At 58.6% G+C, this 26,191-nt stretch carries 25 protein-coding genes; 14 read left to right on the top strand and 11 right to left on the bottom strand.

Annotated elements, in window-relative coordinates; translation table 11 throughout:
• Window positions 1-4: 4 nt before the first annotated feature.
• From lysA to argH, 4 genes are all read right to left on the bottom strand, one after another.
• Window positions 5-1,255 carry a diaminopimelate decarboxylase gene (gene lysA, locus F6Y09_RS18960; protein ID WP_152208522.1) on the bottom strand — a complete coding sequence of 417 codons (1,251 nt, stop codon included), beginning with the start codon at window positions 1,253-1,255 and terminating at the stop codon, window positions 5-7.
• Between the two features lie 59 nt (window positions 1,256-1,314).
• Complete coding sequence (lptM, locus tag F6Y09_RS18955) at window positions 1,315-1,479, bottom strand: LPS translocon maturation chaperone LptM (protein ID WP_152208521.1); 165 nt, start codon at window positions 1,477-1,479, stop codon at window positions 1,315-1,317.
• A 63-nt stretch (window positions 1,480-1,542) separates the two neighbouring features.
• Window positions 1,543-4,410, bottom strand: coding sequence for a class I adenylate cyclase (locus F6Y09_RS18950; RefSeq protein ID WP_152208520.1), 2,868 nt, complete (start codon window positions 4,408-4,410; stop codon window positions 1,543-1,545).
• 5 nt (window positions 4,411-4,415) lie between these two features.
• Window positions 4,416-5,813 carry an argininosuccinate lyase gene (gene argH, locus F6Y09_RS18945; protein ID WP_152208519.1) on the bottom strand — a complete coding sequence of 466 codons (1,398 nt, stop codon included), beginning with the start codon at window positions 5,811-5,813 and terminating at the stop codon, window positions 4,416-4,418.
• A 117-nt stretch (window positions 5,814-5,930) separates the two neighbouring features.
• Here argH and F6Y09_RS18940 point away from each other — a divergent pair, with 117 nt between their 5' ends.
• The 6 genes from F6Y09_RS18940 to F6Y09_RS18915 all read left to right on the top strand — a co-directional run bounded on the left by F6Y09_RS18940 (window position 5,931) and on the right by F6Y09_RS18915 (window position 11,958).
• Entirely contained in the window at window positions 5,931-7,040 is a 1,110-nt protein-coding gene (locus tag F6Y09_RS18940; RefSeq protein WP_152208616.1) for a sensor histidine kinase, read from the top strand.
• Entirely contained in the window at window positions 7,037-7,792 is a 756-nt protein-coding gene (locus F6Y09_RS18935) for a LytR/AlgR family response regulator transcription factor (protein WP_152208518.1), read from the top strand. Before F6Y09_RS18940 ends, F6Y09_RS18935 begins: the two co-directional genes overlap by 4 nt.
• A gap of 87 nt (window positions 7,793-7,879) precedes the next feature.
• A complete protein-coding gene (hemC, locus tag F6Y09_RS18930; protein WP_152208517.1) occupies window positions 7,880-8,821 on the top strand; it encodes a hydroxymethylbilane synthase in 942 nt (313 codons plus the stop codon).
• Window positions 8,802-9,605 carry a uroporphyrinogen-III synthase gene (locus F6Y09_RS18925; RefSeq protein WP_152208516.1) on the top strand — a complete coding sequence of 268 codons (804 nt, stop codon included), beginning with the start codon at window positions 8,802-8,804 and terminating at the stop codon, window positions 9,603-9,605. The genes hemC and F6Y09_RS18925 overlap by 20 nt, the downstream gene beginning before the upstream one ends.
• Window positions 9,606-9,628: 23 nt before the next feature.
• Entirely contained in the window at window positions 9,629-10,723 is a 1,095-nt protein-coding gene (locus F6Y09_RS18920) for a uroporphyrinogen-III C-methyltransferase (protein WP_152208515.1), read from the top strand.
• Entirely contained in the window at window positions 10,720-11,958 is a 1,239-nt protein-coding gene (locus tag F6Y09_RS18915) for a heme biosynthesis HemY N-terminal domain-containing protein (protein ID WP_152208514.1), read from the top strand. The genes F6Y09_RS18920 and F6Y09_RS18915 overlap by 4 nt, the downstream gene beginning before the upstream one ends.
• A 50-nt stretch (window positions 11,959-12,008) precedes the next feature.
• Here the strand turns inward: F6Y09_RS18915 and F6Y09_RS18910 are convergent, their stop codons facing one another.
• From F6Y09_RS18910 to rho, 3 genes are all read right to left on the bottom strand, one after another.
• Window positions 12,009-12,992, bottom strand: coding sequence for a 2Fe-2S iron-sulfur cluster-binding protein (locus F6Y09_RS18910; RefSeq protein ID WP_152208513.1), 984 nt, complete (start codon window positions 12,990-12,992; stop codon window positions 12,009-12,011).
• Window positions 12,993-13,048: 56 nt separating this feature from the next.
• Window positions 13,049-14,536 (bottom strand): 4-hydroxy-3-polyprenylbenzoate decarboxylase, encoded by a 1,488-nt coding sequence (ubiD, locus tag F6Y09_RS18905; RefSeq protein WP_152208512.1) that lies wholly within the window; start codon window positions 14,534-14,536, stop codon window positions 13,049-13,051.
• Window positions 14,537-14,652: 116 nt separating this feature from the next.
• Window positions 14,653-15,915 (bottom strand): transcription termination factor Rho, encoded by a 1,263-nt coding sequence (gene rho, locus F6Y09_RS18900; protein ID WP_152208511.1) that lies wholly within the window; start codon window positions 15,913-15,915, stop codon window positions 14,653-14,655.
• Window positions 15,916-16,310: 395 nt separating this feature from the next.
• Here rho and moaB point away from each other — a divergent pair, with 395 nt between their 5' ends.
• Genes moaB through F6Y09_RS18880 form a run of 4 tightly spaced genes read left to right on the top strand, consistent with a single transcriptional unit; the run spans window position 16,311 to window position 18,834 of the window.
• On the top strand, window positions 16,311-16,877 hold the full coding sequence (gene moaB / locus F6Y09_RS18895; protein WP_152208510.1) for a molybdenum cofactor biosynthesis protein B: 567 nt from the start codon (window positions 16,311-16,313) through the stop codon (window positions 16,875-16,877).
• A complete protein-coding gene (locus F6Y09_RS18890) occupies window positions 16,874-18,088 on the top strand; it encodes a molybdopterin molybdotransferase MoeA (RefSeq protein WP_152208509.1) in 1,215 nt (404 codons plus the stop codon). The genes moaB and F6Y09_RS18890 overlap by 4 nt, the downstream gene beginning before the upstream one ends.
• A gap of 7 nt (window positions 18,089-18,095) precedes the next feature.
• Entirely contained in the window at window positions 18,096-18,362 is a 267-nt protein-coding gene (gene moaD / locus F6Y09_RS18885) for a molybdopterin converting factor subunit 1 (RefSeq protein WP_152208508.1), read from the top strand.
• A gap of 1 nt (window position 18,363) precedes the next feature.
• Window positions 18,364-18,834, top strand: coding sequence for a molybdenum cofactor biosynthesis protein MoaE (locus F6Y09_RS18880; RefSeq protein WP_152208507.1), 471 nt, complete (start codon window positions 18,364-18,366; stop codon window positions 18,832-18,834).
• 109 nt (window positions 18,835-18,943) lie between these two features.
• Here F6Y09_RS18880 and trxA read toward each other — a convergent pair whose 3' ends face one another.
• Complete coding sequence (trxA, locus tag F6Y09_RS18875) at window positions 18,944-19,270, bottom strand: thioredoxin TrxA (protein WP_152208506.1); 327 nt, start codon at window positions 19,268-19,270, stop codon at window positions 18,944-18,946.
• Between the two features lie 380 nt (window positions 19,271-19,650).
• Here trxA and ppx point away from each other — a divergent pair, with 380 nt between their 5' ends.
• A complete protein-coding gene (gene ppx, locus F6Y09_RS18870; protein ID WP_281348232.1) occupies window positions 19,651-21,162 on the top strand; it encodes an exopolyphosphatase in 1,512 nt (503 codons plus the stop codon).
• A 36-nt stretch (window positions 21,163-21,198) separates the two neighbouring features.
• Here ppx and F6Y09_RS18865 read toward each other — a convergent pair whose 3' ends face one another.
• Window positions 21,199-23,178, bottom strand: coding sequence for an ATP-binding cassette domain-containing protein (locus tag F6Y09_RS18865; RefSeq protein WP_152208505.1), 1,980 nt, complete (start codon window positions 23,176-23,178; stop codon window positions 21,199-21,201).
• 39 nt (window positions 23,179-23,217) lie between these two features.
• Between F6Y09_RS18865 and F6Y09_RS18860 the strand changes: the two genes are divergently transcribed.
• From F6Y09_RS18860 to bamJ, 3 genes are read left to right on the top strand one after another with little or no spacing between them, the layout of a single operon-like run.
• Window positions 23,218-23,748 carry a DUF2390 domain-containing protein gene (locus F6Y09_RS18860; protein WP_179959470.1) on the top strand — a complete coding sequence of 177 codons (531 nt, stop codon included), beginning with the start codon at window positions 23,218-23,220 and terminating at the stop codon, window positions 23,746-23,748.
• Window positions 23,745-24,137 (top strand): DUF4124 domain-containing protein, encoded by a 393-nt coding sequence (locus F6Y09_RS18855; protein ID WP_152208503.1) that lies wholly within the window; start codon window positions 23,745-23,747, stop codon window positions 24,135-24,137. Before F6Y09_RS18860 ends, F6Y09_RS18855 begins: the two co-directional genes overlap by 4 nt.
• Before the next feature lie 29 nt (window positions 24,138-24,166).
• Entirely contained in the window at window positions 24,167-24,874 is a 708-nt protein-coding gene (gene bamJ / locus F6Y09_RS18850) for a BamJ family beta-barrel-assembly machinery protein (RefSeq protein ID WP_152208502.1), read from the top strand.
• 100 nt (window positions 24,875-24,974) lie between these two features.
• Here bamJ and rsd read toward each other — a convergent pair whose 3' ends face one another.
• A complete protein-coding gene (gene rsd, locus F6Y09_RS18845) occupies window positions 24,975-25,460 on the bottom strand; it encodes a sigma D regulator (protein WP_152208501.1) in 486 nt (161 codons plus the stop codon).
• A 123-nt stretch (window positions 25,461-25,583) separates the two neighbouring features.
• Window positions 25,584-26,084: a disulfide bond formation protein B gene (locus tag F6Y09_RS18840; RefSeq protein WP_152208500.1), complete on the bottom strand. Its 501-nt coding sequence runs from the start codon at window positions 26,082-26,084 to the stop codon at window positions 25,584-25,586.
• Window positions 26,085-26,191: the final 107 nt, after the last annotated feature.

Here is a 26,191-nt window from a genome sequence, read left to right as displayed (position 1 = left end):
TCGCTCATTCCGGCAGGCTGACTTCGAGACGCAGTTGATCGTCCAGGGTTTCGCGCTGCCGGACCACATGCACCTGGTCGCCGTCCACCATCAGTTCCGGCGGGCGATTACGGGTGTTGTAATTGGAGCTCATCACGAAACCATAGGCACCGGCAGAACGAACCGCAAGCAGATCGCCGGCGGCCAGCCGCAAGGGCCGGTCCTTACCCAGAAAATCACCGGTTTCGCAAACCGGGCCGACCAGATCCCAGATCTTCTCTTCAGCATCCGCCCGGGGCCGGACGGGCACGATGGCCTGCCAGGCACTGTATAGCGCAGGCCGGATCAGGTCATTCATGGCAGCGTCGATGATGGCAAAATTCCGGTGCGAAGTGCATTTGAGTAACTCTACCCGGGTCACAAGAATACCGGCATTTGCAGCAATGGAGCGGCCTGGTTCCATGATCAGCTCAACGGAGCGGTCACCCAGGCGTTCACTCAAGGCAGTCACGTAATCAGCGGGCTGGGGCGGCGCTTCCTCATCATAGGTAACCCCCAGGCCACCGCCCATGTCCAGATGCCGGATAACAATGCCCGCGGCCGCCAGCTGGTCAATCAGCGCCAGCACACGGTCCAGGGCATCCAGAAACGGCGTAACCGTGGTCAATTGCGACCCTATGTGGCAGTCCACCCCGACCACCTCAAGGTTTGGCAGCGTGGCGGCGCGGGCGTAAACCGCTGGCGCCTCGTTGATATCGATGCCGAATTTGTTCTCTTTCAGCCCGGTCGAAATGTAAGGATGCGTGCCTGCATCCACATCGGGGTTGACCCGAAGTGAAACCGGCGCTCGCACACCCATCTCACCTGCTATGGCGTTCAGGCGATCCAGTTCCGTGTCCGATTCCACATTGAAACAGCGGACACCCACCTCCAGCGCGCGACGCATTTCCCAGGGTTGCTTTCCGACCCCGGAAAACACCACCCGGGCGGGGTCACCACCAGCCCGGAGCACCCGCTCCAGCTCACCGGCAGAGACGATGTCGAAACCGGCTCCCAGGCGTGCCAGAACATTCAGAACCGCCAGATTGCTATTGGCCTTGACCGCGTAACAGACCAGGTGAGGCCGGCCCGAAAGGGCGTCATCATAAGCCCGGTAATGGCGCTCCAGAGTCGCTCGCGAATAGACATAGGCTGGCGTGCCAAAACGCTCTGCGATGTCTGCAACGGGAACGTCTTCAGCGTAAAGCTGCCCGTCACGGTAGTTAAAGTGGTCCATCCGGTTTCCTGTAAAAAGTGGCAGAGTGTTCGCACAACGCAAGTCAGGCTGGGTCGCAGCTACCCCGGTTCCCGCTCGTCAGCGGTTTGCCCGCCAACGGCGGGCTCTGCTGCTGCGGGGGGCAGATCAACCGGGACCCCCCGGTAGAGCGGACCTTTCTGCCCGCACCCCCCAAGAAGGCCCGCTGCCAACAGCACTAAAACCAGTGTTCCTCGCGCCAACATGGCAACTATCCCTGCAAATAAACGTGCCAGAAGTATACCCGACACCGGCCCCGGGACGCGAGATCAGCGCTGGCGCGCCACTGCCTGATTCAGCGCACGCTCCAGTTGCAATCGGTAATACAGGTACTGGGTGGTTTGCAGGTCCTGCTGATAGCCATAGGGATCCAGATCATGGGGCAAGTGGAGGTCAGTCAGGTAAATCGGATAGCTCTCCCCGGATTGGCGCAAAGAACGGATATAACGGGCAACGGCAGGAATCAACTGATCACCGTATTCCTGCACGCTGAATTCCTGAGCCCCGCAAAAGATATCAAAACGGAGATGGCTGCCGCCTTCCTGGACCCCCACCGCCTGCACGTCGAGGCCATCCAGAGGAACGTCTTCATCAACCGCTGGCCTGCGCTCAACCTGCCACTGGCCCGACTCCAAAACCACCTCATAGCAAAGACACTCTGCAAGGCCTCCGGCCAGACCCGAGGCAAACCGCAATTGGCGCCGCTCGATGAGGTTGCCGAAGAACCGCAACAACGGCGCCAACAGGTGGCGCCGACTGGTGAACGCCTGCTGCCAGCACGCCACTGAACCCAGTTCATCCACTACCCACAGCGTCGCCCGGGCACCGGCGATCTGGAAGAAAACCTGCACCGTTTCGGGTTGGCTGGCATGGCAAACGGCTCTCAACACCGGGTCTTCCGACATGGCGTAGCGGTCGAATACCACCGGTGTGTATTGCTGCTGGGGCCGCTGGATAAAATTCAGCAATTCGGCACGGCTCTCCACACCGACGAAACCCGGTTCGTTGGCGGTAAACTGCAGCACGAAAAATCGACGATCCATTTCAATCACATAGCGCAGTTGATGCGGCCCGCTGCCGCCAGCAAAGAACGTCGCCTGCACGTCACTGAACAGCTCCTGAACCCGCCGGGCAATGGTGCTGCCGTGTCCGAGGCTTTTACAATGCACTGACAACCGCGGCAATTCTGACGGCGAACCCACCACCGTCGCCAGATAGTTCTTCAGGCACTGAATCAGCGTATCACCCGCGCTGTAGTGGTGAAGGCTTACCTCATGCCAACTATTCAGGGTGATCTGGTCGATGCTGTGCACCAGGTTTTCACGTCCGCCACTGAACCCGAGCGAGTCATGGCGTGAACTGAGCTTGTGTAGCCCGCGTTCGGTCAGGTGAGCCTGGGGGTCAATGGCGACATTCACGAACAGCAGTGTCCGCAATGGTCGGGCAGGCGCCTGCAGGGCGTCACGGCCGGCAGGCTCAACAGGCACAGGAAGACCCGTGCCAAGTGCTTCGATCAGTTCCTTGAGCTCACCGACGGTAATTGCGCTTGTTCCCGCCCGCACATTCAGGCGGGTCGACCGGGTCAACAAGCCGTTGCAATAACACCACACCAACATCTCGGTCAGATTATTGGAGCGCCGGATCACTGGCTGCCAGAAGGCATCGGAGGGGGCTTCCAGATCCCGGTAGAGCAGCCAGCCCTCGGCAGCGTCCTGCCCGGCCTGCTCTGACTGGTGGTAGAACGCCAGGTTTTCCTCCGCCAGCGATGGCGCCAGATTCGGATTGATGAGTTCAACTTTGCCCGCCTTGCGCTGGAACGCCGCATAGAGCTTGCGCCCCAGCAAGCCCATATCTTCGGCGCTGATTGCCGCTTTGCCCGCCTGGGTGCGGGCCAGTCGTGACAGCAACCGGTAACTGTGAGTCAGCTCATTGACCATGGCGCGGCGCAAAGTCTGCACCTCCCCGGCTTTCCAGTCTTGCCGGTTGTCCAGGGATTTCAGGACCCCTGCCTCCCAGCCCCAACCAGCCACCAGATCACCCAGCAATCTGCCCCGCCAGGTATCCGCAGCCGCTTCGGCGCGACTCAGCGGCAGCCCTGCTTTCAGATACAGGCTCTTGCGTATCAGTTCCAACCGGTCCGGCGCGGAAATCGACAGCAGCCAGGCCTCCAGCCGCTCGTACAGCAACACATAGGGATCAAGACGGTCGGCATTGGTCTCGCCCCGATATACCGCCGCCTTGAACGCCAGCGACAACGGGCCACCGGACCGGTCCCGGGCATAGCATTCAATCAGCAACAGCTTCAGCAGCGATTTCCAGGGCGAGTCAATACCCTTATAAAGCTGCCATACACCAGCCCCGAGAAATTCCTCCTGGGGAATTGCCGGCACCGACCCGAAATCGATGTAATGCTCGGCGCGGATAAACCGGCACTCGATCAACTGTCTCGCCCGGGCCTGATATTGCGGCTCATCGGACACCGGAATCAGCCACCAAAGGGGGTAGCAACCACCCAGATGAATGCCGGTACGATAAAACTCGTCCAGCAGCAGGTAATGCTGGGCACTGCCGCAGTTCTCACCGTTCACTTCCGCACGCTGCCGCCCGGCACGCCAGTCGGCCGCCGAAAATACGAACACATGCAGTTCAAGACCGAGCGAGGACGCCCAGGCAGAAACCTGGGTGGATTTTTTCTCCAGGCGCCGGATGCCAGCCTCGTTCAGGTCGTTCCGGTGGCACAACCATACGTCCAGGTCACTGGCCACCGAATGGCCCAGGGTGCCGGGGCTTCCCATCAGAAACAGCGCCTCAATGTCCGGTTTACGCTTGCCCGTGTCCTTCAGGGCAAACGAGCGGGCAAGACGTTGGGCGGCACTCAGGACCTCGGCAGAGGGCTGATAATTGGACACACCGAAGGGGCAATCGTAATCAAGGTAGCCCGGCAATGCCGGGTGATTAACATGGAAAATCAACGGCAGCACATCCAGAAGCGCTTGCTGGCGATGGGCCAGCGCCGACCGGGCACGCTGCCAGCGGGCGTCGTTGATATGCAGGAAGCGCCCACAGAGTTGCTTGAGCGTCTTGCGATCCAGGCCCTCGTCAAAGTCGAGGGTAATCGGTGCAGCCTGAACAACCACGGAGACTAACCCGCCAGGTTGTTGCGAGCCCGAGCGACCGCAGCCCGCACCTGCCGGGGCGCGGTTCCGCCAAGATGATTCCGGGCCTGAACCGAGCCATCCAGGGTGAGAACATCAAACACGTCCTCGCCGATCACATCGGAAAAGCCCGTCAGTTCCGCCAGCGTCATATCGGAAAGGTCACGGGACTCGGCCACCCCGAACGCCACCGCCTTGCCGACAATCTCGTGAGCATCCCGGAACGCCACACCCTTCTTGACCAGATAATCCGCCAGATCTGTCGCCGTTGAGAAACCGCGCTTGGCAGCGATCCGCATGTTCTCGGTCTTGGCACGAATAGCAGGCACCATGTCGGCATAGGCCTTCAGGCAACCCTTGACCGTATCCACGGTATCAAACAACGGTTCCTTGTCTTCCTGGTTATCCTTGTTGTACGCCAGGGGCTGGCCTTTCATCAGCGTCAGCAGGCTCACCAGATGACCGTTGACCCGGCCAGTCTTGCCCCGCACCAGCTCCGGTACATCCGGGTTTTTCTTCTGGGGCATGATCGAGGAGCCTGTGCAGAACCGGTCCGGCAAGTCGATAAAATCAAATTGCGCCGAGGTCCACAGCACCAGCTCTTCACTGAAGCGAGACAGGTGGGTCATCAACAGGGCGGCAAAACTGCAGAACTCGATGGCAAAATCCCGGTCACTGACGGAATCCAGCGAATTTTCACTGGCCCGGTCAAATCCCAGCAAACGCGCTGTCATGGCCCGGTCAATAGGATAGGTGGTGCCCGCCAGGGCAGCAGCCCCGAGGGGCATGATGTTGACCCGCTTGCGGCAGTCCTGCAGGCGCTCACCATCGCGCACCAGCATTTCGTACCAGGCCAGCAGGTGGTGACCAAAAGTTACCGGCTGGGCAGTCTGTAGGTGGGTAAAGCCGGGCATAATGGTGCCCGCCTCACGCTCGGCTAGGTCCAGCAGACCAGCCTGAAGGCGGGCCAGTTCGTCAGCGATCACATCAATCTCATCCCGCAGGTACAGCCGGATGTCGGTGGCGACCTGGTCATTACGGCTGCGACCGGTGTGGAGTTTTTTGCCCGTAATACCAATGCGGTCGGTTAACCGGGCCTCAATGTTCATGTGGACATCTTCCAGGCTCACCGACCATTGAAACCGACCCGCTTCAATGTCCGCTTTTACTGCCGCCAGCCCCTCGATAATCTGGGTTTTCTCTTCGTTGGTGAGCACCCCGACCGCTGCCAGCATGGTGGCATGGGCAATGGAGCCGGTAATATCGTGGTGGTAGAGCCGCTGATCAAACCCGACCGACGCTGTGAACCGTTCCACAAATGCATCAGTCGGTTCGCTGAACCGACCGCCCCAGGGTTTTTCGGAGGTCTTGTTCTGATCAGTCATGGTCTATCTTTCCTACTGGCAGCCCGGCATTATCTGACGGACCTGAATGAAATGAGGCCAGCATTATAACACTGTCTGAAGGACTCTCACCCCATGCAGAACCTCATGCAAAATCCCATGAAGAATCCTGTTAAGAGAAACGGTGACCGAAACCGGACTCCCAGAGCGCCAGCAGCAGTCTCGGAAGATTTTTTCGTGCCGGATCTGTGTCGCGTCAGGGCCGTTTTCACCCTGTTGGTCACCAGCGAACTGATGGTTCTGTTACTGGCGGTCATGCAGGCTGAGCGCCAATGGATCGACTGGAACTACTTCGGCTTACTGTCACTGTTCGTGCAATGGACCGTGCTGACCAGTACCGCATTAATCTGCCTGATGCGACGCTGGCTGCAACACTTTCGAGTCAGCCGGGCTACCCTGGCAATAACGCTGCTGGTGATGCTGGACGTGCTGTTCTTCAGTCTGTTCGCAGACCAGATGCTGAATCCGGGGCTTTCACCCGCCGGCTGGCAGGCAATCGGCAAAAACCTGTTGCTGGCGATGATCATCACCCTGATGGTACTGAGGTATTTTTACCTGCAACACCAGTGGCAACAGCAGCGCCAGGCCGAAATGCAGTCACGCCTGACCGCATTGCAGGCCCGAATCCACCCGCATTTTCTGTTTAACAGTATGAACACCATTGCCAGCCTGATCGCTACCCGGCCGGAGCAGGCCGAAGACGCCGTGCTGGACCTGTCGGAGTTGTTCCGGGCCAGCCTTCGCACCCAGGACCGGCTGATCCCGCTGGAGGAAGAGCTCGACCTGTGCCGACGTTATCTGATGATTGAAGGCCTGCGCCTGGGCGATCGGTTAAACGTCGTCTGGGCGGTGGAGGATGGCCTGATGATGCAGGCAATCCCCCCGCTGACACTGCAACCTCTGGTGGAGAATGCTATCTATCACGGTATCCAGCCACGACAAGAGGGTGGCACGGTACGCATAGAAGGGTACCGAAAAGGCGACTATGTTTACCTGATGGTGCAAAACCCGCGCCCGGGTCCGGGCGAGCAGAATCACGAAGGCAATCGTATGGCACTGGACAATATTCAGGCACGTCTGCGAGCCTTGTTCGGCGAACCTGCGGTGCTCAAGAACAGCCAGCAAAACGATATCTACACAGTCACAGTCCGTCTGCCCTGGCAGCGGGCCGGCACCATGAAACCAATTTTTTCGGATCCGCAATCATGATTGACCCTGCACGTCAGAAGGTTCTCATAGCCGATGACGAACCGCTTGCCCGCGAACGTATCCGCCGGCTCATGGACGCACTGGATCGCTATGAAGTCTGCGGCGAAGCGAATAATGGCGATAGCACATTGAAGGCCGTTGCCAGCCTGGAACCGGACATCGTATTGCTTGATATCCGCATGCCCGGCATGGATGGCCTGGACGTTGCCGAGCAGCTCAACACCGTCCACAATCCTCCGGCGATTATTTTTTGTACCGCGTACGATCACTACGCCATCGCCGCCTTTGAAGTTCACGCGGTGGCTTACCTGTTAAAACCCGTCCGCCGCGAAGCACTCAGCGACGCCCTGGCCCGGGCCGGGCGGATCAACCGGGTTCAGCTCAGGGCGCTGGCGTCAGCGCCGGATGCCGTCAGTAATCAACTGGCTGTCCGTACCCATCGTGGCACGGAGCTGATTGAACTCAGCCGCATTCATTTCTGCGAGGCCGACCAGAAGTGCGTCACGATTTACCATGACCGGGGCGAAACCGTAACCGACCACACCCTCAAGGAACTCGAACACACCTACCCCGGGGAGCTGCTCAGAATCCACCGCCACACGTTGGTTGGCGTCCGCTTTATACAGGGTCTCAAACGCACTGGCGATGGTCATTACCAGCTTGCCCTGCGGGATATTCCAGTCACCCTCAGTGTGAGCCGGCGCCATGCCACCGCGGTGCGGCAATGGCTGAATGATCTCCAACCGGGTTAGCTGGTGGAGCTATCCCGGGCGGGACATTTGCGCCCTCACAAGGTACGCTAAGGCCACTCATTTTTAACCGTGGCAACGCACTGAATCATGGCAAAACGCACACTTCGTATCGCAACCCGTAACAGCGCCCTGGCTTTGTGGCAGGCAGAATTCATCAAGTCTGAACTTGAGCGCATGCACGACCACATTACGGTGGAACTGCTCGGTATAAAAACCCAGGGCGACAAGATTCTTGACGTGCCCCTGGCCAAGATCGGCGGCAAGGGTCTCTTCGTCAAGGAGCTGGAAGAAGCCATGCTTGACGGCCGCGCCGACCTTGCCGTGCACTCCATGAAAGATGTTCCGATGATGTTCCCGGACGGGCTCGGGCTGGTGGCGATCTGTGAACGGGAAGATCCGACTGATGCGTTTGTCAGCAATAACTTCAAGAACGTCGATGCCCTGCCCCGGGGAGCTGTTGTCGGCACCGCCAGCCTGCGCCGGGAATCCCAACTACGGGCCTACCGCCCTGACCTGCAGATTCGTACCCTGCGCGGCAATGTGAACACCCGGCTGGCAAAACTCGATGCCGGCAATTACGACGCCATTGTACTGGCCAGTTCCGGCCTGAAACGCCTGGGCTTCGATGCCCGTGTGCGCTACAGCATGCCTGACACTATTTCCCTGCCGGCGGTTGGCCAGGGGGCTCTTGGCATCGAATGCAGGCTGGACGACCACGAGCTGGTTGAGATGCTCGCGCCGCTCAATCACACCGATTCCTCCGATCGGGTAAAGGCTGAAAGAGCCCTGAATCGCCGCCTTGAAGGAGGCTGTCAGGTGCCGATCGCAGCCTATGCCTTGCTGGAAGAGAACGACATCCTATGGCTACGGGGCCTGGTGGGTGCGGTCGACGGCACAGAAATATTCCGGGTGGAAGGCCGTGCGCCTCGCGCCGAAGGTGAACGCCTGGGTCGCGAGTTGGCCGAAGAGTTACTGGCATTGGGTGCAGACCGGGTTTTGGCGGAGATCTATGGTCACACTCCAACCTGAGTTGCCCCTCGCGGGACGGCGTATCCTCGTTTGCAGGCCGAGGCCGGAATCCCAACGGCTGAGTGAATACCTGCGGCAAGCGGGCGCCAGGGTCAGGGAATTTCCGCTGCTGGAAAGGCGAATATTGGACGAAACACCGGTGCAACGCACGCTGATTCAGAACCTGGATCAGTTTGCCCACGTGATTACCGTCAGTCCGTTTGCCGCGCGGCTGTTGCTGGAACGTATTGACGCCTGGTGGCCACAGCCACCAGTGGGAATCAAATGGTACGGGGTTGGCGCCGCAACCGCCGATACATTGGCAGCCGCCGGTCTCGAGCCTCAGACCTCTACCACCGGCTTTACCAGCGAACATTTACTGGAACTGTCCGACTTGGCAGCACCCGCGGGCGAACAGGTTCTCCTCGCCTGTGGGGAGCAGGGCCGTGAGCTGATCCGCGATACGCTGAGACAGCGCGGCGCAGAGGTTACCGAGCTCGCGCTCTACCGTCGTCAGTGCCCGGCTTACAGTAACGCTGAGCTGGAAGACGCCCTGAGCACCTTCAGCCCGGACGTGGTTATCACTCTATCGGGGGAAACATTGAACAATCTCGTCGCGCTGAGCCAGAATACCAACCATAATCTTCAACAACAGCTTCTCGTGGTGCCCGTTGAGCGCATAGCCCAGCAGGCCAGAGCTGCCGGTTTCCGATGGGTCGGTTTGCCAGCAGCGCTGGATGATAATGCTATTCTGACCTGTATTGCCGACCAACTGGCGCATTCCGGCCAGAACACAACAGATTAAATAACAGCCCAGTAAGGACGCCTGTGACTGACTCAAAAGCTCAACTGCCCGCCACGGTAGAAAAATCCTGGCCTGCGCGCCCCCGCCTCTGGCCCCTCTGGCTGACAGTAGCGGTAGCTCTGATCCTCACCCTGGTGCTGGCACTCTGGAGCTGGCAACAATGGCAAACCCAGCAGGCGCTGCAAGAAAGCGTTGCCTCAGTGGATAACAATACCGAGCGACTGGAGCGCCTCTACAGCCAGACCGATGGCCAGCAGGCGCAGCGGATCCAGGCCATGGAGGAGGTACTCGAATCCCAGCGGGAACAGCTCGCCACCCAGCAACGCCAGATTGACCACAACGCGCGGGAGATGCTGGAAGCGGGCAACCGCACCCGCACTGACTGGTTACTGGCCGAGGCCGAGTATCTGCTGCGTGTTGCCAACCAGCGGCTGCTGATCGAAAAAGATTTCAAAGGTGCCCTCGCGGCTCTGCGCTCAGCCGATGAAGTTCTCACCGAAACAGACGATGTCGGGGTTTACCCGGTCAGGGAGCAACTCGCGAAAGAAATTCTGGCGCTTCGTGGCATCACTGGGGTTGATCGTACAGGTCTTTACCTGCAGCTCGAAGCCGCTATTTCCAGTGTTCACGAACTCACCGACAGTGCTCTGGCAGGCAATACTCCTCTCGCGCCGGCCAGTGACGACGACGTTCAGGAAGAGGCCACCGGCAACCCTTTACAGCGAGCGTGGCAGCAAACCCGGGACACCCTGAACGACGTCATTGTGGTCCGACGGATGGATGAAACGATCAAACCACTGCTGTCCCCAGACCAGAGCGCCTATGCCCGACTGAACATGCAACTGATGCTGGAAGAAGCCGAACTCGCCGTACTTCGGGGTAACCAGACGCTGTACGACCGTGCTCTCAGCAAGGCCATAACCGCGCTGACCGACTGGTATGACGGCAGCGACGATCGCATCAGTGGTTTGAAAGATTCATTAGAGGAGCTCAAGGGCAAAGCGATCGACCCGGACCTGCCCGACATCAGCCAGTCGCTGGCTCTGCTCAAAGCACGCATCGCCGGCAGAACCGGCGAACCGGAGAGCAAGACGCCAGCCCGGGATGAAGCGTCATGATCCGGCTGCTACTGATAGTCCTTATTGCCCTGCTGATTGGGGCCGGTCTCAGCATGGGGCTGCAATACGACCTGGGCTATATTCGCATCAGCCTGGGCAACTACCTGGTGGAAACCAACTTCTGGATTGGCCTGCTGGCTCTGACCATTCTGGTGGGCGCAATTTTGCTGACGGTGGGTTTGATCCGCCGCGTCTCGCGGGGTGCGGGCGTGATGTCCAAGTGGATCGCCCGCGGCAACGAGCGGCGCGCGCGGCGCCGTACCACCCAGGGTCTGCTGGCGCTGGCAGAAGGCAACTGGCCCCGGGCTCGTAAACTGCTGGAGGCATCCGCCAGCAAGGCCGACACCCCCCTGATCAATTATCTTGCGGCGGCCCAGGCAGCGTTTGAGTCCGGTCAACACGAAGCGGTTGATGAATTGCTGCGCAAGGCCTTCGAAAGCACCCCCGGCTCCGACATGGCCGTCGGAATTACCCAGGCCCAGCTGCAGTTGGCAGGTAACCGTCTGGAGCCGGCGTTGGCGACGCTGATTCGCTTGCGAAAGCGGGCACCCCACCATCCTTTTGTGCTCAAACTTCTGAAGAACACCTATGTCCGGCTGGAAGACTGGCGGGAGCTGTCCAAATTACTTCCGGAACTGCGCAAACGGGACCTGATTCCCAAAGAAGAGCTTAACCAGCTCGAACGTACGACCTGGCAGAATCTGCTTTTGCGTGCGGCTGAAGACTGCAGGCGGCAGTCCGAGAGCGGCAATGCCTCCCTTGAGCCACTCACCAAACTGTGGGATGAACTGCCGGGTTCTGTCAGGCGAGACGAGCATAGCATCCACGAATACGCCCGACTGCTTGCGGCATTGGGAGATGAAGCCCAGGCAGAGACACTGCTCCGCAAGGTATTGAAAAATCACTGGAGCGACGAGCTGGTCAATCTTTATGGACGCCTCAAGGGTCTGAAGCCCGATGAGCAGTTGCTGATCGCTGAACGCTGGCTAAAGGACCGCCCCAACAATCCTGAGCTGTTGTTGGCGCTGGGGCGACTCAGTCTCCGTAATGAGCTCTGGGGCAAGGCCCGGGAGTATTTCGATACCAGCCTGCGACTCAGGCGCAGCCGGGAAACAATGGCGGAACTGAGTCGGCTGAATGCCCATATGGGAGAAGATGAAACCAGCATGAAACTGCTTATGCAGGGGCTGGTCAGAGACAGCGGGCTGCCGGACTTGCCAATGCCCAAGGCCTGAGCAGCCCGCGATGGCAGTCGGTGCGAGGGCGCCCGCTCTATGGGGCGGGCTTATTTCCGGGGCGCGTACTCCAGCACATCAGAGAAAAAGGCATCCTCCGGCAAGCCGGCCGCCAGCAAGGCATCCATGAGGGTATAAACCATCACCGGTGATCCGCTGGCCATCACCTGGACGTGGCTCCAATCCTGTCCTGTCGCCAGCACCGCCCGCACCAGTTGGTCATGGTGACCACTCCAGTCGTTGTCCTCATTATCCCCGACCACTGGCAAAAAAGTGAACGGCGGCCATTGCTCATGCCACTGCTGCGCTAACGAACGCAGATACATATCCTCATGACGTCGCACGCCCCAAAACAACTTTACTGGCTGCCTGTAATCTGTGGTTTGCAGGTAGTCCACCATACTTTTCATCTGGGCAAACCCCGTGCCCGCCGCCACCATCACCAAGGGTTTGACGGGAGCTGCCGCGAGACACGCACCGCCGTGAGGCATATCCAGAGTGATCGATGATCCGGACTTGATGGCATCGATCACCTTCTGGGCTGACACCCAGTCCGGCGACGCTTGAATATGCAACTCCAGGTTCTGCTCCAGCGGGCTGCTGGCGACCGAAAAATAGCAGGGATCTGTGTCCGGCAGGATAATCGACAAATACTGACCGGCATGGAACGACAACTCCCGACGACGGGGGAGCTGCAACTCAACCCGGAACACATCATGACTGATGGGACGGACATCCACGACGTTCGCTTGAAACTTCCGGGCGGTATTCTCTCCAGCTGCCATAACGCTTCCAATCTCCAATTCCAGGGGGCCAAGCGCCAAGGTGCGGCAAAGCACCAGACGCCCGGTCTCAGATACAGTCTGTTGGCTACGGGTATTCAAAGCCGGCCCCACCAACAGGGTTGCCTCACACAGTTCACAAACCCCGTTGCGGCAAGCGGATGGCACCGCGATGCCGGAACGGGCGGCGGCAGACAGCAGGTCTTCGTCCGCTCTGGCAATGAAAACCAGGCCGGACGGCCGCAAGGTCACGGGGCACTCCGGGCTATCGTCCCCGGACGCCTCCGGCCCTTCCCCGGGCACTGACGTCAATCGGGGCCACCAGCATCGGTTTCAATCCCCAGGCTCTGCCAGATCTCATCCACCCGTTGGCGCACCTCATCCGACATGGTGATCGGTGTGCCCCACTCCCGGGTGGTTTCGCCGGGCCACTTGCTGGTGGCGTCGAGACCCATCTTGGAGCCCAGCCCGGCCACCGGCGAGGCGAAATCCAGGTAGTCGATTGGTGTGTTCTCCACCAGCGTCGTGTCCCTCGCCGGGTCCATCCGGGTGGTTATCGCCCAGATGACGTCTTTCCAGTCGCGGGCGTTCACATCGTCGTCTGTCACGATCACAAACTTGGTGTACATGAACTGCCTTAAAAACGACCATACACCCATCATCACCCGCTTGGCGTGGCCCGGGTACTGCTTTTTGATGGTGACGATGGCCAGCCGATAGGAGCAGCCCTCAGGGGGCAGATAAAAATCGACAATCTCCGGATACTGCTTCTGCAGAATGGGAATGAAGACTTCGTTCAGCGCCACCCCGAGAATTGCCGGCTCATCCGGCGGACGGCCGGTGTAGGTACTGTGGTAAATCGGATCACGGCGATGAGTCAGGCGCTCCACGGTGAACACCGGAAACTGCTCCACTTCGTTGTAATAACCCGTGTGGTCACCAAACGGCCCTTCCGGTGCCGTGTCGTCGGGGTAAATAAAACCCTCAAGAATAATTTCGGCACTGGCTGGCACCTGAAGTTCACTCAAATGAGCTTTGACCAGCTCGGTTCGCGCGCCTCGCAGCAGGCCGGCGAAGGCGTATTCAGACAGGGAGTCCGGAACCGGCGTCACTGCCCCGAGAATAGTCGCCGGGTCAGCACCCAGGGCAACCGCCACTGGAAACGGCTCACCCGGATGGGCCTTCTGCCACTCCAGAAAGTCCAGCGCTCCACCCCGATGACTCAGCCAGCGCATGATCAGCCGGTTTTTGCCAATCAGTTGCTGGCGGTAGATACCCAGGTTCTGGCGTTCTTTGTGGGGACCTCGGGTTATCACCAGAGGCCAGGTCACCAGCGGACCGGCGTCCCCTGGCCAGCAATGCTGGACAGGAATCCGGTTGAGGTCGACCTCGTCTTTCCCGTACACCACGTCCTGACAAGGCGCCGATCGTAAAATTTTCGGACTCATCTTCATGACCTGGCGAAACACCGGTAATTTCTCCAGTGCATCCCGGAACCCTTTCGGGGGATCCGGTTCTTTCAGGAAGGCCAGCAGCTTGCCCACATCCCGCAAACTCGCGACATCATCCTGGCCCATCCCCATGGCAACACGCTTGGGCGTGCCAAACAGATTGGCCAATACCGGCATGGAATAGCCTTTCGGGCGCTCGAATAACAAGGCCGGCCCACCGGCGCGGAGGGTGCGATCGCAGATCTCCGTCATTTCCAGATAGGGGTCAACTTCCACGGTAATACGCTTGAGCTCGCCCTGCTTTTCCAGCTGGTCGATAAAATCACGCAGATCGTTGTATTTCATGGGGTGCCCCGTGGTGGCGTGTCAGGAAGACGTTTACGAGGGTACTGGCAAAGCGGATTCAGGCGGGGCTTCAGAGAAGCCCCGCCTGACAGGTTCAACCCGATGAAAGCAGTCGATTAACGACGCTTCATCGACTGGAAGAACTCATCGTTGGTCTTGGTTTCGCGCAACTTATCCAGCAGAAACTCCAGCGATGCGGTGTCGTCATCCATGGAGTGCAGCAGCTTGCGCAGAATCCACACGCGCTGGATATCCGCTTCTGCCATCAGCAGATCTTCCCGGCGGGTACCTGAGCGGCGAATGTTGATAGACGGATAAACCCGCTTCTCGGCAATCTTGCGGTCCAGATGAACTTCCATATTACCGGTACCCTTGAACTCCTCGTAGATCACCTCGTCCATTTTCGAACCGGTATCCACCAGAGCCGTTGCCAGGATGGTCAGGCTGCCGCCCTCTTCCACATTCCGGGCCGCGCCGAAGAAACGCTTGGGCTTTTCAAGAGCATGGGCATCCACACCACCGGTCAGTACTTTACCGGAAGACGGAATCACCGTGTTGTAAGCCCGGGCAAGGCGGGTGATGGAGTCCAGCAGGATGACCACATCTTTCTTGTGCTCCACCAACCGCTTGGCTTTCTCGATCACCATTTCAGCTACCTGCACATGGCGGGCAGGAGGCTCGTCAAAGGTGGAGGCGATAACCTCGCCGCGCACGGTGCGCTGCATCTCGGTAACTTCTTCCGGGCGCTCATCGATCAACAACACCATGACATGGCATTCAGGGCTGTTGCGGGTGATGGACTGGGCAATGGTTTGCATCAGCACCGTCTTACCAGCCTTCGGTGGCGATACAATCAAGCCGCGCTGGCCCTTGCCGATGGGCGCCACCAGATCCAGTACCCGGGACGAGAGGTCTTCGGTACTGCCGCTGCCGGCTTCCAGGGTAAGACGTTCGTCCGGAAATAGCGGGGTCAGATTCTCGAACAGGATCTTGTTGCGGGCATTGTCGGGTTTGTCGAAGTTAATCTCGTTAACTTTCAACAACGCGAAATAGCGCTCGCCATCTTTGGGGGGCCGGATCTTGCCCGCCACCGTGTCACCAGTCCGAAGGTTGAATCGGCGAATCTGGCTTGGCGAGACGTATATATCGTCTGGCCCAGCCAGGTAGGACGCGTCAGCGGAACGCAAGAAGCCGAAGCCGTCCTGGAGAATTTCCAGCACACCATCGCCGTAGATGTCTTCGCCGCTTTTCGCATGTTTTTTCAGGATCGCGAAAATGACGTCCTGCTTGCGCGAACGGGCCAGGTTGTCGAGGCCCATTTCCTGCGCTATGTCGAGCAGTTCGGGTACGGATTTCTGCTTAAGTTCAGTAAGATTCATAAGTTATTAGATATTCAGGAATGGAAGTAGACAGGGTTTGGGTAGACAGGGGCAATGCCCTGGCCATGTAGTATTAGTATTAAAGGTGCTTATTTCAGTTTGGGACAGAAACTACCTGGCGGGCGCCGGGCCAAGCTTCTCTTCAGATTACTGATTCGTTGACATTACTGATTCGTAGAAACTAAACCTTGGGGTCGCTAGCTGGAGAACAACAGCTCGCCTAACGAATGCAGATAGTTGTACAGGACTGGACGGATGTCAAGCCAGACAATTCACATTTCGCGCATTATAACAATAAATCGGCCCAATACCAGCCCTTCCCAAAGCACGTCTTCGGCAGGATACTGGGCAGATAACACTTTCTCGCCCCTTTCAAAAAAGAGTGGACCAACGGCATGACCATTAGCACCGACGTAACTCGCCTGAATCTCGCCCTCCTGACGGTTTCCGATAGCCGCGGCCCGGATCAAGATACTTCCGGCCAGTATCTTGAGGATCAAATGCTCAAGGCCGGCCACACACTTTATGCCAGACGGCTGCTGCCCGACGATGTGTACCTGATTCGTGCATTGATCTCCCGCTGGATCGCCGACCCTGCCATTCACGGCATTCTGATCACCGGCGGCACCGGCTTTCACGAGCGAGACAGCACGCCGGAGGCGGTGCGCCCGTTGTTCGACAAGACCATCGATGGCTTTGGGGAAGAATTCCGCCGACTCTCGGTGACCGATATCGGCTCATCCACCGTCCAATCCCGGGCTTTGGGTGGTCTGGCCAATTGCACCGTGATCTTCTGCCTGCCGGGCTCGACCGGGGCGTGTCGTACCGGCTGGGAAGGCATCTTGCTGAGCCAGCTCGACTGCACCCACGAACCCTGCAATTTCAGCGACCTGGTCCTGCGCAAGCCTGAACGTCCCGTGCAACGGCTGGACGAACGGGTTGGCAACTCAGGTCGTTTCTGATGGCTGAGGAACTGATCCCCCTGGAGCGGGCTCTGGAACACCTGTTGAGCGCCGCGTTACCGCTGGAAGAAACAGAGAGCGTGCTGATTGCACAAGCACTCGGTCGGGTATTGGCCTCGGACCTGACGGTGTCTGCGGATGTACCTCCGGCCGATAACAGCGCCGTGGACGGTTATGCCCTTTGCTGTACAGACCTTGCCAGTGGCATGGCTCTGCCGGTGTCTGCACGGGTCACGGCGGGGCAGCACCCCGCCCCCCTGAAACCCGGCACAGCAGCGCGGATTTTCACCGGCGCCAGCCTCCCGCCGGGCGCTGACGCCGTGGTGATGCAAGAGAATGTAACCATCACACCGGAGGGCATCCGCGCGCCGGATGAAACCGCCCCGGCGCAGAATATCAGACGCCGGGGTCAGGATCTGGAGGCAGGAAGCCCGGCTCTGGCCAAAGGCACGCGCCTCAGGCCTCAGGAAATGGGGCTGATTGCATCACTGGGGCTTGACCGGGTGCCTGTCTATCGAAAATTACGGGTTGCGGTACTGACCACCGGCGACGAACTGGTGGACCCCGGGCAGCCTTTGCTACCGGGGCAAATTTATAACACCAATGCGTCTACCCTGCGGGGTCTGTTGGCCCAGATGAGCTGTGATCTGGTGGTGTGTGAAACCGTCAGGGATACTCGCAAAGACACCGCCGATGCGCTGAAAAAGGCCGCAAAGCAGGCAGATCTGATTGTCACCAGCGGAGGCGTTTCGGTGGGCGAAGAAGATCACATTCGGGCGGTACTGGAAGCGAATGGCGAATTGACACTGTGGCGCCTGGCGATCAAGCCGGGCAAGCCGCTGGCGTTCGGGCAGCTGGACGGCACACCGCTACTGGGATTACCCGGCAACCCCGCTGCCGTGCTGGTGGCGTTTCTGATGGTGGGCGTACCCTACCTTCGCCGCCGGCAAGGTGACCTCACCTCACCCGCCCTTGGCGAACGGCTGCCCGCGGCTTTTACCGTGGCGACGCCATCGGTACGGCAGGAATTCATGCGTGCCCGCAAACAACGGCTCAATAACGAGGACGTTGTGACGGTATACCCGAACCAGAGCTCCGGAGTGCTTAGCTCTGCCTGCTGGGCCAACGGCCTGGCGGTGATCCCGGCGAACACCACGGTCACACCGGGAGCGTCGATAACGTTCTTCGGATTTCACGAATTAACAGGATAATGCCATCATGACTGCCAGCAATATCACCGTCTCGGTGCGATTCTTTGCCCGATTGAGGGAGGCTCTCGACACCGACCAGCTCTCGATGGAGTTGCCTACCGGGAGTAACGCCGGACAGGTGCTCGAAACATTGGCCCGGCGCGGGGGAGAATGGAGCCAGCTAACCGGCGGCACGCCCCTGATGATTGCGGTAAATCAGGCGATGGCACGCCCCTCCACGCCATTGAACAACAACGACGAAGTTGCTGTTTTTCCCCCTGTTACCGGAGGCTGACATGGTTTCCATACAACCAGAAGACTTTGACGCGGCTGCCGAGTACCAGGCCCTGCGGGACTCCGGCGCAGGCACCGGCGCTATCGTGACGTTTACCGGACTGGTACGGGACAGCGGAGACAAACCAGATGTCCGGGGGCTTTACCTGGAACACTTTCCCGGCATGACGGAGGCGGTCATCGAGGATGTCATCCAGCAGGCAACCGCGCGCTGGGACATACGCGAGGCTCGGGTAATTCATCGGATCGGACACCTTGAACTGAGTGACCAGATTGTCTTTGTGGGGGTGGCCAGCGCCCACCGAGGCGACAGTTTCCGGGCCTGCCAGTTCATCATGGATGCCCTGAAAACCTCCGCACCCTTCTGGAAAAAAGAACTTATGTCTGAGGGGGAACACTGGGTCGAACAGAAAGCTTCTGACCGCCAGCAAGCCGACCAGTGGCTTGATCAGGATTCGGACCGCGAGAGCTGAGCCGTAAGCAGCCCGGCTGGCCCTCACGCTTGTCCTAAAAAAGCCGCCCGTGAAACGAGTTCAGGGGCGGCGTTTTCATCGGAAGCATCCCGCTTCGGGACGCAGCCGATCAGAGGTTGCTGTCCAGGAACGCAGCCAGCTGTGACTTGGAAAGTGCACCTACCTTGGTCGCATCCACATTGCCATTCTTGAATAGCATCAGCGTGGGAATACCACGAATATTGAACTTGGGAGGTGTCTGCTCATTCTCATCGATATTGAGTTTGCAGACCTTGAGCTTGCCTTCGTATTCTTCAGCGATCTCTTCCAGCACCGGCGCAATCATCTTGCACGGACCGCACCATTCCGCCCAGTAATCGACCAGTACTGGCGTGTCGGATTTCAGAACGTCCTGCTCAAAAGACGCATCACTCACGTTTACGATATTTCCGCTCATTACATTTTCCCGATTCTGGCAATCGCAAGGCCTGACATGGCCCGGCGTGCACTTGGATCTGTTTCCCAGTGACAGGCCTGCGCCCGCCACCCTGATAGTTTCCGTATCAATACCGGATACTTTACGCGAAGACTCCGTACTCTGTGAAGCAGTTCCTTACGACGCACCGCCGCATCAAGCCCCAGACTCAATCGACAAAACGACGTTGCTGACATTCCGGCAATTTTTCGCTTATAGTGGCCGAGACTTCGAAGACTGCCGTGGTCAGCTGCCCCGTCGAGGTCTGTCTTCGGACTGGAAGGGCCTGACTGATCCGGTCTGTCAGGACCTCCATGAACGCCTGAATCACTATAAGGCCAGACAGAAGGAATTCAAGACACGTGACGGTCGCAACCTCCGCCACCCCGCCCGAGTTGCTTGCCGCTATCGATATGGGCTCGAACAGCTTCCATATGGTGGTCGCACGCCTGGTCCATGGCGAAATACGGACGCTCGAGAAAATGGGCGAAAAAGTCCAGCTTGGCGCGGGCCTGGATGCCAATAACAACTTGACTGAGGAGGCTCAGCAACGCGGACTGCTGTGTCTGGGCCGCTTCGCACAGAGACTCAGCGGCATGCCCCCGGAGGCCGTGCAAATTGTCGGCACCAACGCCCTCAGGGTCGCCCGCAATGCGCATCAGTTCATGGCCCGAGCCGAGCAGGTGCTGGGCTATCCGGTTGAGATAATCGCGGGCCGGGAAGAGGCACGCCTGATATACCTGGGCGTCTCTCACACGCTGTCCGATGACACCGGCCGCAGGCTGGTCATTGATATCGGCGGCGGCAGCACCGAGTTCATCATCGGTGAGCGGTTCGAAGCCCAGGAACTGGACAGCCTTCACATGGGTTGCGTCTCCTTCCGCAACACGTATTTCCCCGATGGCAAAATTAGTCGCCGACAAATGGACCGCGCGGTCACCCATGGAGCCCAGGAGTTGCTGAATATCCGGCACCGCTTCCGCGCACTTGGCTGGCAGAGTGCCGTCGGCTCCTCCGGTTCCATCAAAGCCATTTCCACCGCACTGTCAGCACTCAAATTAACCGATGGCTCCATCACGCTCAAAGCCATGAGAGAGTTGCGCCAGCGCCTGATCGACATGGGCTCCGTTCAACGCCTCGGCGAGCTGGGTATACGGACGGATCGTCAAAGCATTTTCCCGGCCGGTTTTGCGATCTTGCTCGCCGCGTTCGAATCCTTGGGTATCGAGAAGCTGACCTATGCCGACGGCGCCTTGCGGGAAGGTTTGCTGTACGACATTGCGGGCCGCATCCAGCATGAAGATGTGCGGGATCGCACCATTCAGGCACTCCAGGAGCGGTACCACGTCGACCAGAGCCACGCCCGGGCCGTAGAGGAAACCGCCCTGGCAGCTTACGAGCAGGTCGCTGACGCCTGGAAGATTCGCACTCCGGTGGATGAAGAAGTGTTGAGCTGGGCCTGCCGTTTGCACGAGATCGGCCTGACAATATCCCATAGTCAGTACCACAAACACGGCGGGTATCTTTTACGGTACTCGGATCTGGCGGGCTTCAGCCAGCAATTCCAGAACGATCTGGCGACTCTGGTCCGGGGACACCGCCGCAAGTTTTCACCCGCCATCTTTGAGGGCCTCACCCAGGAGGACATCCCGCGGCTCACCTACCTGTGTGTTCTGACCCGGCTGGCAGTGCTGTTACAGCACCCTCGCAATCACGAAGCACCGCCTGAGTTTGAACTGGAGGCCGGTGACAACCGGCTTACCATCCGGTTTCCCGAAGGCTGGGTGAATGAACGCCCATTGACCCTGGCTGACCTGGAGAACGAGAAAGACTATCTTGCACGGCAGAATTTCAAACTGACCATCACCACCTGAGGAGCGCGGGCGCCCCGGCGCTGACGCGGCCAGAGATCACGCCATCTGGGCTTCAAGATCCTCAACTCTCTGACTGACCTCCAGCCACTCCGCTTCCACGTCCTCAAGCCGGCCTTTGCACTGGGCCTGACGAGACAACAGGTCTTTCATCCTCGCCTTATTGGCATCGTCATAAAGCGACGGATCTGCCATCAATTGCTCCAGCTCCGACAATTCAACCTGCAACCGGTCCATCGCTTTTTCCAGCGTGGCCTGTTGCTTGCGGTACGGGCTGATACTCTGACGCAGCGAAGCTTCGGCACGCTTGCGGGCTTTGCGATCCTCTGCGCTCTCTGCTGCACTCTCTGCGGCATTCTCTGCCATATTCTCAGCCGGGGCCCCGGTGGTGCTCTGAGCACTGCCATCCTGAGCCAGAAGCTGGCGCTTTGGCGCGGCGGACTCGTCGACACGACGATCCGCCAGCCAGCGTTCGTAATCTTCCAGGTCGCCGTCGTAGGGCTTGACCCGGCCATCGTTGACCAGCCAGAACTCATCCACGGTGTTGCGCAGCAAGTGCCGGTCGTGGGAGACGATAACAATGGCGCCATCGAACTCTTGTAACGCCATGGTCAGGGCCTGGCGCATTTCCAGGTCAAGGTGGTTGGTGGGCTCGTCCAGCAACAGCAGGTTTGGCCGTTGCCAGGCAATAACAGCAAGCGCGACCCGGGCCTTCTCTCCGCCAGAGAAGGTACGGATACTCGACAACGCCTCCGCGCCATGGAAATTGAAACCGCCCAGAAAATTACGGATTTTCTGCTCAGAAGCTTTCGGTGACAGCCGTTGAAGGTGAACAAACGGGCTGGCGTCCAGATCCAGCGATTCCAGCTGATGCTGGGCAAAATACCCAATCGCCAGATGCTCCCCGGTGGTGCGCTCACCGGACAAGAGCGTGCTCTCGCCCCGGAGCGCATCCATCAAGGTGGACTTACCGGCGCCGTTCGGCCCCAGTAATCCTATGCGGCTACCCGGCGGCAACGTCAGGTTCAATCCGGCGAGAATGGTGGTTTCCCCGTGACCCGCCGCACCTTTGCGGATCGACAACAACGGATTGGAAACCTTGTCCGCCACCGGAAATTCAAAATGAAAGGGCGAATCAATATGGGCCGGCGCGATTCGCTCCATCCGTTCCAGTGCTTTCACCCGGCTCTGGGCCTGCCGGGCTTTGGTAGCCTGGGCCCGGAACCGGTCAATAAACTTCTGGATCTGGGCAATCTCGGCCTGCTGCTTCTCGAATCCCGCCTGCTGCTGGGCCAGCCGTTCGCTGCGTTGCCGCTCGAAAGCCGAGTAATTGCCGCTGTAGGTATCCAGCCGGTGCTGGTCAAAATGCACCACGTGGGTTGCCACCCGATCCATGAAATCCCGGTCGTGGGAGATAAAAAGCAGCGTGCCCGGATAGCGCCGCAACCAGTTCTCCAGCCACAGGCAAGCATCGAGATCCAGGTGGTTGGTAGGCTCGTCCAGCAACAACAGATCGGAGGGTCGCATCAGGGCCTGGGCAAGGTTGAGCCGGATCCGCCAGCCACCGGAAAAAGCAGAGACCGGCCGGTCCGCATCGGCATCGGAGAACCCGAGACCACGGATCAGTGATTCTGCCCGACGGGCTGCAGACCAGGCTTCGTGTATATCCAGCTCACCGTGAATCCTGGCCTGGGCATTATCGTCACCGCGGGCCTCTGCCGCGCCAAGCTCGGCTTCCAGGCGGCGCAACTCGATATCGCCATCCAGCACAAAGTCACGGGCGCTGCGTTCTGAAGCTGCAACTTCCTGGGCCATGTGCGCTATCCGGCAACCGCCGGGCAGCGAGATATCGCCACTTTCCGGCGACAGCTCCTTCAGCAGCAACTGAAACAGGCTTGATTTGCCAGCACCATTGGCGCCGACAATCGCGACCCGTTGGCCAGATTGAATGGTAATGCTGGCGCGTTCTAGTAACCACACGCCACCACGTTGTAAACTGAGTTCGGAGATCGTTAGCATGGCCGCATTCTAACAGGGAAGTTTCAACGGGGTATGACAATGACAGGGCAGCCATCATTAAATTCAGCGAACCTCGATTCACCCCTTTGGCAGTTCGCCCTTGATTTTTGGCGCGTTCCAGAAGCCGAAGCGCTTTGTCTGGCGCTGCAGACCAAAGGCTGGAGTGTGACCCGCATTCTGTGTGCCAGCTGGCTGGGCACCTTGGGCAAGGCCTATGTGGATGAGCCCGAAGAGCTCTGTCAATGGCGCGAGACCATGACAGTACGCTTGCGATCCATGAGACAAAAACTCCCGAAGGACGTACCCGAGTTGTCAAAGCTGAGGCAACAACTCGCCGCTACCGAACTGGAAGCAGAACGGGTGGAACTGGCACTGGCGTTCACCGCCCTCAACCCGGACAATGACACTTTTGCACCATCCGAAGAGGTTGCCTACACATTGTTTCAGTGTAACCTGTACGCTGCAGCACCGAATGCACAAGCCATTGACCAGGAGACCAGAGGTTTGATCGATTCACTGACTGAACTGCTGGCAAGGCATGCCATACGCCCCGCGGAGTGCTCGCTGTGATTATTAAGTGGCTGATTCGCCTCGCCTTTCCTGCGCTCGGCTTACTCTTGACGCTGATCTTTTTTGGCATCAATGACACCGACGGACAGGCAAAAACCAGCGACAAAACACCCGAACTTGCAGAAACGATACCGTCTTTTGAAGGTGTCGTGTCGACACCGGTGCCCGAAAAGGGTCCAGATATCGTATTCAAATGGCAAGACCGGCAGGGCAATTGGCATTACGCTGACAAACCCCCAAAACAAGGGGCGTGGAATGCCTTGGCCGTCGAGCCTGCCAATCAGGGTCTGGATACCTCCGCCTCTAATGGCAGTTTCGACGATGACTGGAGCTCGCCTTATGCAGCACCTTTCTCCCTGGACACCAACACGCCCCGAAACGACAGCTGATTACCACCAACCTATCTAAGGACGCTTGCATGAAAAAGACGTTTTTCGCCATTGCTATTGCCGGGATTATCACGGGCTGTTCCAGTGACTCCAGCACCCAGACAGCAACCGACCCCTTATTGGAGACCTCTGACCAGAAAGTCAGCTACGGCATGGGCCTGGTCCTGGGCGAGCGTATGAGCAACGACCTGCCTGAGCTGCAAATGGATCAGTTCCTTCAGGGCATCCAGCATGGCCATGCTGGCGGTGAGGAAGCCCGAATGACACCGGAAGAAATTCAGTCCGCCCTGCAGGAGTACCAACAGACCATGCAGCAGGAGCAGGCCGCTAATATGGGAAAGATGGCCGAAGCCAACAAAACGGCCGGCGAGACCTTCCTTGCGGAAAATGCTGAGCGGGAGGAGGTCATGACGACGGAGTCCGGCCTGCAATATGAAATTATTGAAGAAGGCGACGGTGAGAAGCCAACGGCAAGCGACCAGGTAAAGGTTCACTACACTGGCGAATTGCTCAACGGTGAAGTGTTTGACAGTTCCCGCGAGCGTGGAGAGCCGGTGACCTTCGGCCTTTCTCAGGTGATTCCGGGCTGGACCGAGGGCTTGCAATTAATGCCTGAAGGCAGCCGTTACAAGCTTTATATTCCTTCCGATCTTGCCTATGGCCCAGGCGGTAACCGCTCCATCGGTCCCAACGAGACTCTGGTTTTTGATGTTGAGCTGCTGGAAATTAACCCCTAGGAAAATTTCCGCTCATAAAAAAAACCGGCGCATCCCTGTTAAGGGTCGCCGGTTTTTTTTGGCATCAGCAATGGTGAACTGACGCAACACACAACCCGGGTCAGGCTGAGGACATCACTTTCTCGCCGTGCACTGTGTGCAAATGCTCAATCAGGAAATCTTCAAGCTCAAACCGTGTTTCAAGGTTTTCGCCCAGCCTGGACAGTTCGTCAAACAAACTCGCCAGACTGTCTTTATCAAGCTGTCCCCCGTCCAGTTTGTCGTTGAAGTTCAACGCCACTTCGGTGGTCTTCTCAATACGGGGATAAACCTTAGCTGCCAGCTCAATGCCCCCGTCGTCAAATTCTTTAGCCTCGGTGATCAGCTGCTCGTAGATTTCAAAATGGCCAGCTGAAACGTAATCAAGCAGGACCTCGCACAGCTGGGTGAACCTTTCGTTCAGTGACGCATCACCGCGCGCAGCTTCATCTACACTTGATATATCCATGTAATGAACAATCAGTTGTTGACGATCCTTGAGCCAACGATCAATCAGATCGCTGACGCCACCCCAACGTTCCCTGGCATTGTGGCAGTTCTCTAACATGATGCCTCCTGACTGGCACGGTTGCTTCTCGTTTATTCGTTGTTCAAGTTACCCCATGGCGCGGTCTTACAGCAACCACTCAAAGGCCTCAGGCCAACTTTTTAATACATGCCAACCGCCGCATCACTGACGCTGGGCCTTCTCCAGGGCACCGAACAGTAATCCGAGCCCCAGCACAATCAGAACACTGAAGAACACCGCGGTCCAGCCCGCAATACTCAAACCCATAAACGTCCACAACACCTTGGCGCAATCACCGGTCCCCTGGATCGCGGTTTTCAGCACGTCCAGCCAGGGCAGCACATCCAGCATGTACTCAACGGACGGACCACACGCAGGAACCTGATCTTCCGGCAATGACTGCAACCATAGTTGCCGACCCGCCAACGCCAGGCCGGTTGCCGAGAACAGCCCCAGAAAAAGCCCGTAGATCCGACCACCCCAACCGGCCGGGTTGTGCAATGCTCCGATCAGGCTGACGATACCTATCGCCATGAACGCATAGCGCTGCAGCCAACACAGTGGGCAGGGCTCCAGGTTCATGACGTACTCCATGTAGAAAGCCACTGCCAACAGGGCGGCGCAGATGAGGAATACAAGAAAAAAAACGATTCGGCGGCTCAAACGGTAACCTCATTGATAACGGGGGGTGAACAGGGAGCATCGTACAAGCTGCAACCCGGCCTCGGGCCTGTTATTCTCAGAACATCCGCAAGGCCACCAGTGCCCGC

The organism is Marinobacter changyiensis, assembly GCF_009193265.1.
Classification (GTDB): Bacteria; Pseudomonadota; Gammaproteobacteria; order Pseudomonadales; family Oleiphilaceae; genus Marinobacter; species Marinobacter changyiensis.
The sequence above is the reverse complement of the archived record's forward strand: the minus strand, read 5'-3'. Positions and strand labels throughout refer to the sequence as shown.

Excerpts from the sequence above, each read along its gene's own strand:
- lysA (WP_152208522.1), bottom strand. The coding sequence starts at position 1,255 with ATGGACCACTTTAACTACCGTGACGGGCAGCTTTACGCTGAAGACGTT.
- lptM (WP_152208521.1), bottom strand. The coding sequence starts at position 1,479 with ATGTTGGCGCGAGGAACACTGGTTTTAGTGCTGTTGGCAGCGGGCCTT.
- argH (WP_152208519.1), bottom strand. The coding sequence starts at position 5,813 with ATGACTGATCAGAACAAGACCTCCGAAAAACCCTGGGGCGGTCGGTTC.
- F6Y09_RS18940 (WP_152208616.1), top strand. The coding sequence starts at position 5,931 with ATGAAGAATCCTGTTAAGAGAAACGGTGACCGAAACCGGACTCCCAGA.
- F6Y09_RS18935 (WP_152208518.1), top strand. The coding sequence starts at position 7,037 with ATGATTGACCCTGCACGTCAGAAGGTTCTCATAGCCGATGACGAACCG.
- hemC (WP_152208517.1), top strand. The coding sequence starts at position 7,880 with ATGGCAAAACGCACACTTCGTATCGCAACCCGTAACAGCGCCCTGGCT.
- F6Y09_RS18925 (WP_152208516.1), top strand. The coding sequence starts at position 8,802 with ATGGTCACACTCCAACCTGAGTTGCCCCTCGCGGGACGGCGTATCCTC.
- F6Y09_RS18915 (WP_152208514.1), top strand. The coding sequence starts at position 10,720 with ATGATCCGGCTGCTACTGATAGTCCTTATTGCCCTGCTGATTGGGGCC.
- ubiD (WP_152208512.1), bottom strand. The coding sequence starts at position 14,536 with ATGAAATACAACGATCTGCGTGATTTTATCGACCAGCTGGAAAAGCAG.
- rho (WP_152208511.1), bottom strand. The coding sequence starts at position 15,915 with ATGAATCTTACTGAACTTAAGCAGAAATCCGTACCCGAACTGCTCGAC.
- moaB (WP_152208510.1), top strand. The coding sequence starts at position 16,311 with ATGACCATTAGCACCGACGTAACTCGCCTGAATCTCGCCCTCCTGACG.
- moaD (WP_152208508.1), top strand. The coding sequence starts at position 18,096 with ATGACTGCCAGCAATATCACCGTCTCGGTGCGATTCTTTGCCCGATTG.
- F6Y09_RS18880 (WP_152208507.1), top strand. The coding sequence starts at position 18,364 with ATGGTTTCCATACAACCAGAAGACTTTGACGCGGCTGCCGAGTACCAG.
- trxA (WP_152208506.1), bottom strand. The coding sequence starts at position 19,270 with ATGAGCGGAAATATCGTAAACGTGAGTGATGCGTCTTTTGAGCAGGAC.
- F6Y09_RS18865 (WP_152208505.1), bottom strand. The coding sequence starts at position 23,178 with ATGCTAACGATCTCCGAACTCAGTTTACAACGTGGTGGCGTGTGGTTA.
- F6Y09_RS18860 (WP_179959470.1), top strand. The coding sequence starts at position 23,218 with ATGACAGGGCAGCCATCATTAAATTCAGCGAACCTCGATTCACCCCTT.
- bamJ (WP_152208502.1), top strand. The coding sequence starts at position 24,167 with ATGAAAAAGACGTTTTTCGCCATTGCTATTGCCGGGATTATCACGGGC.
- rsd (WP_152208501.1), bottom strand. The coding sequence starts at position 25,460 with ATGTTAGAGAACTGCCACAATGCCAGGGAACGTTGGGGTGGCGTCAGC.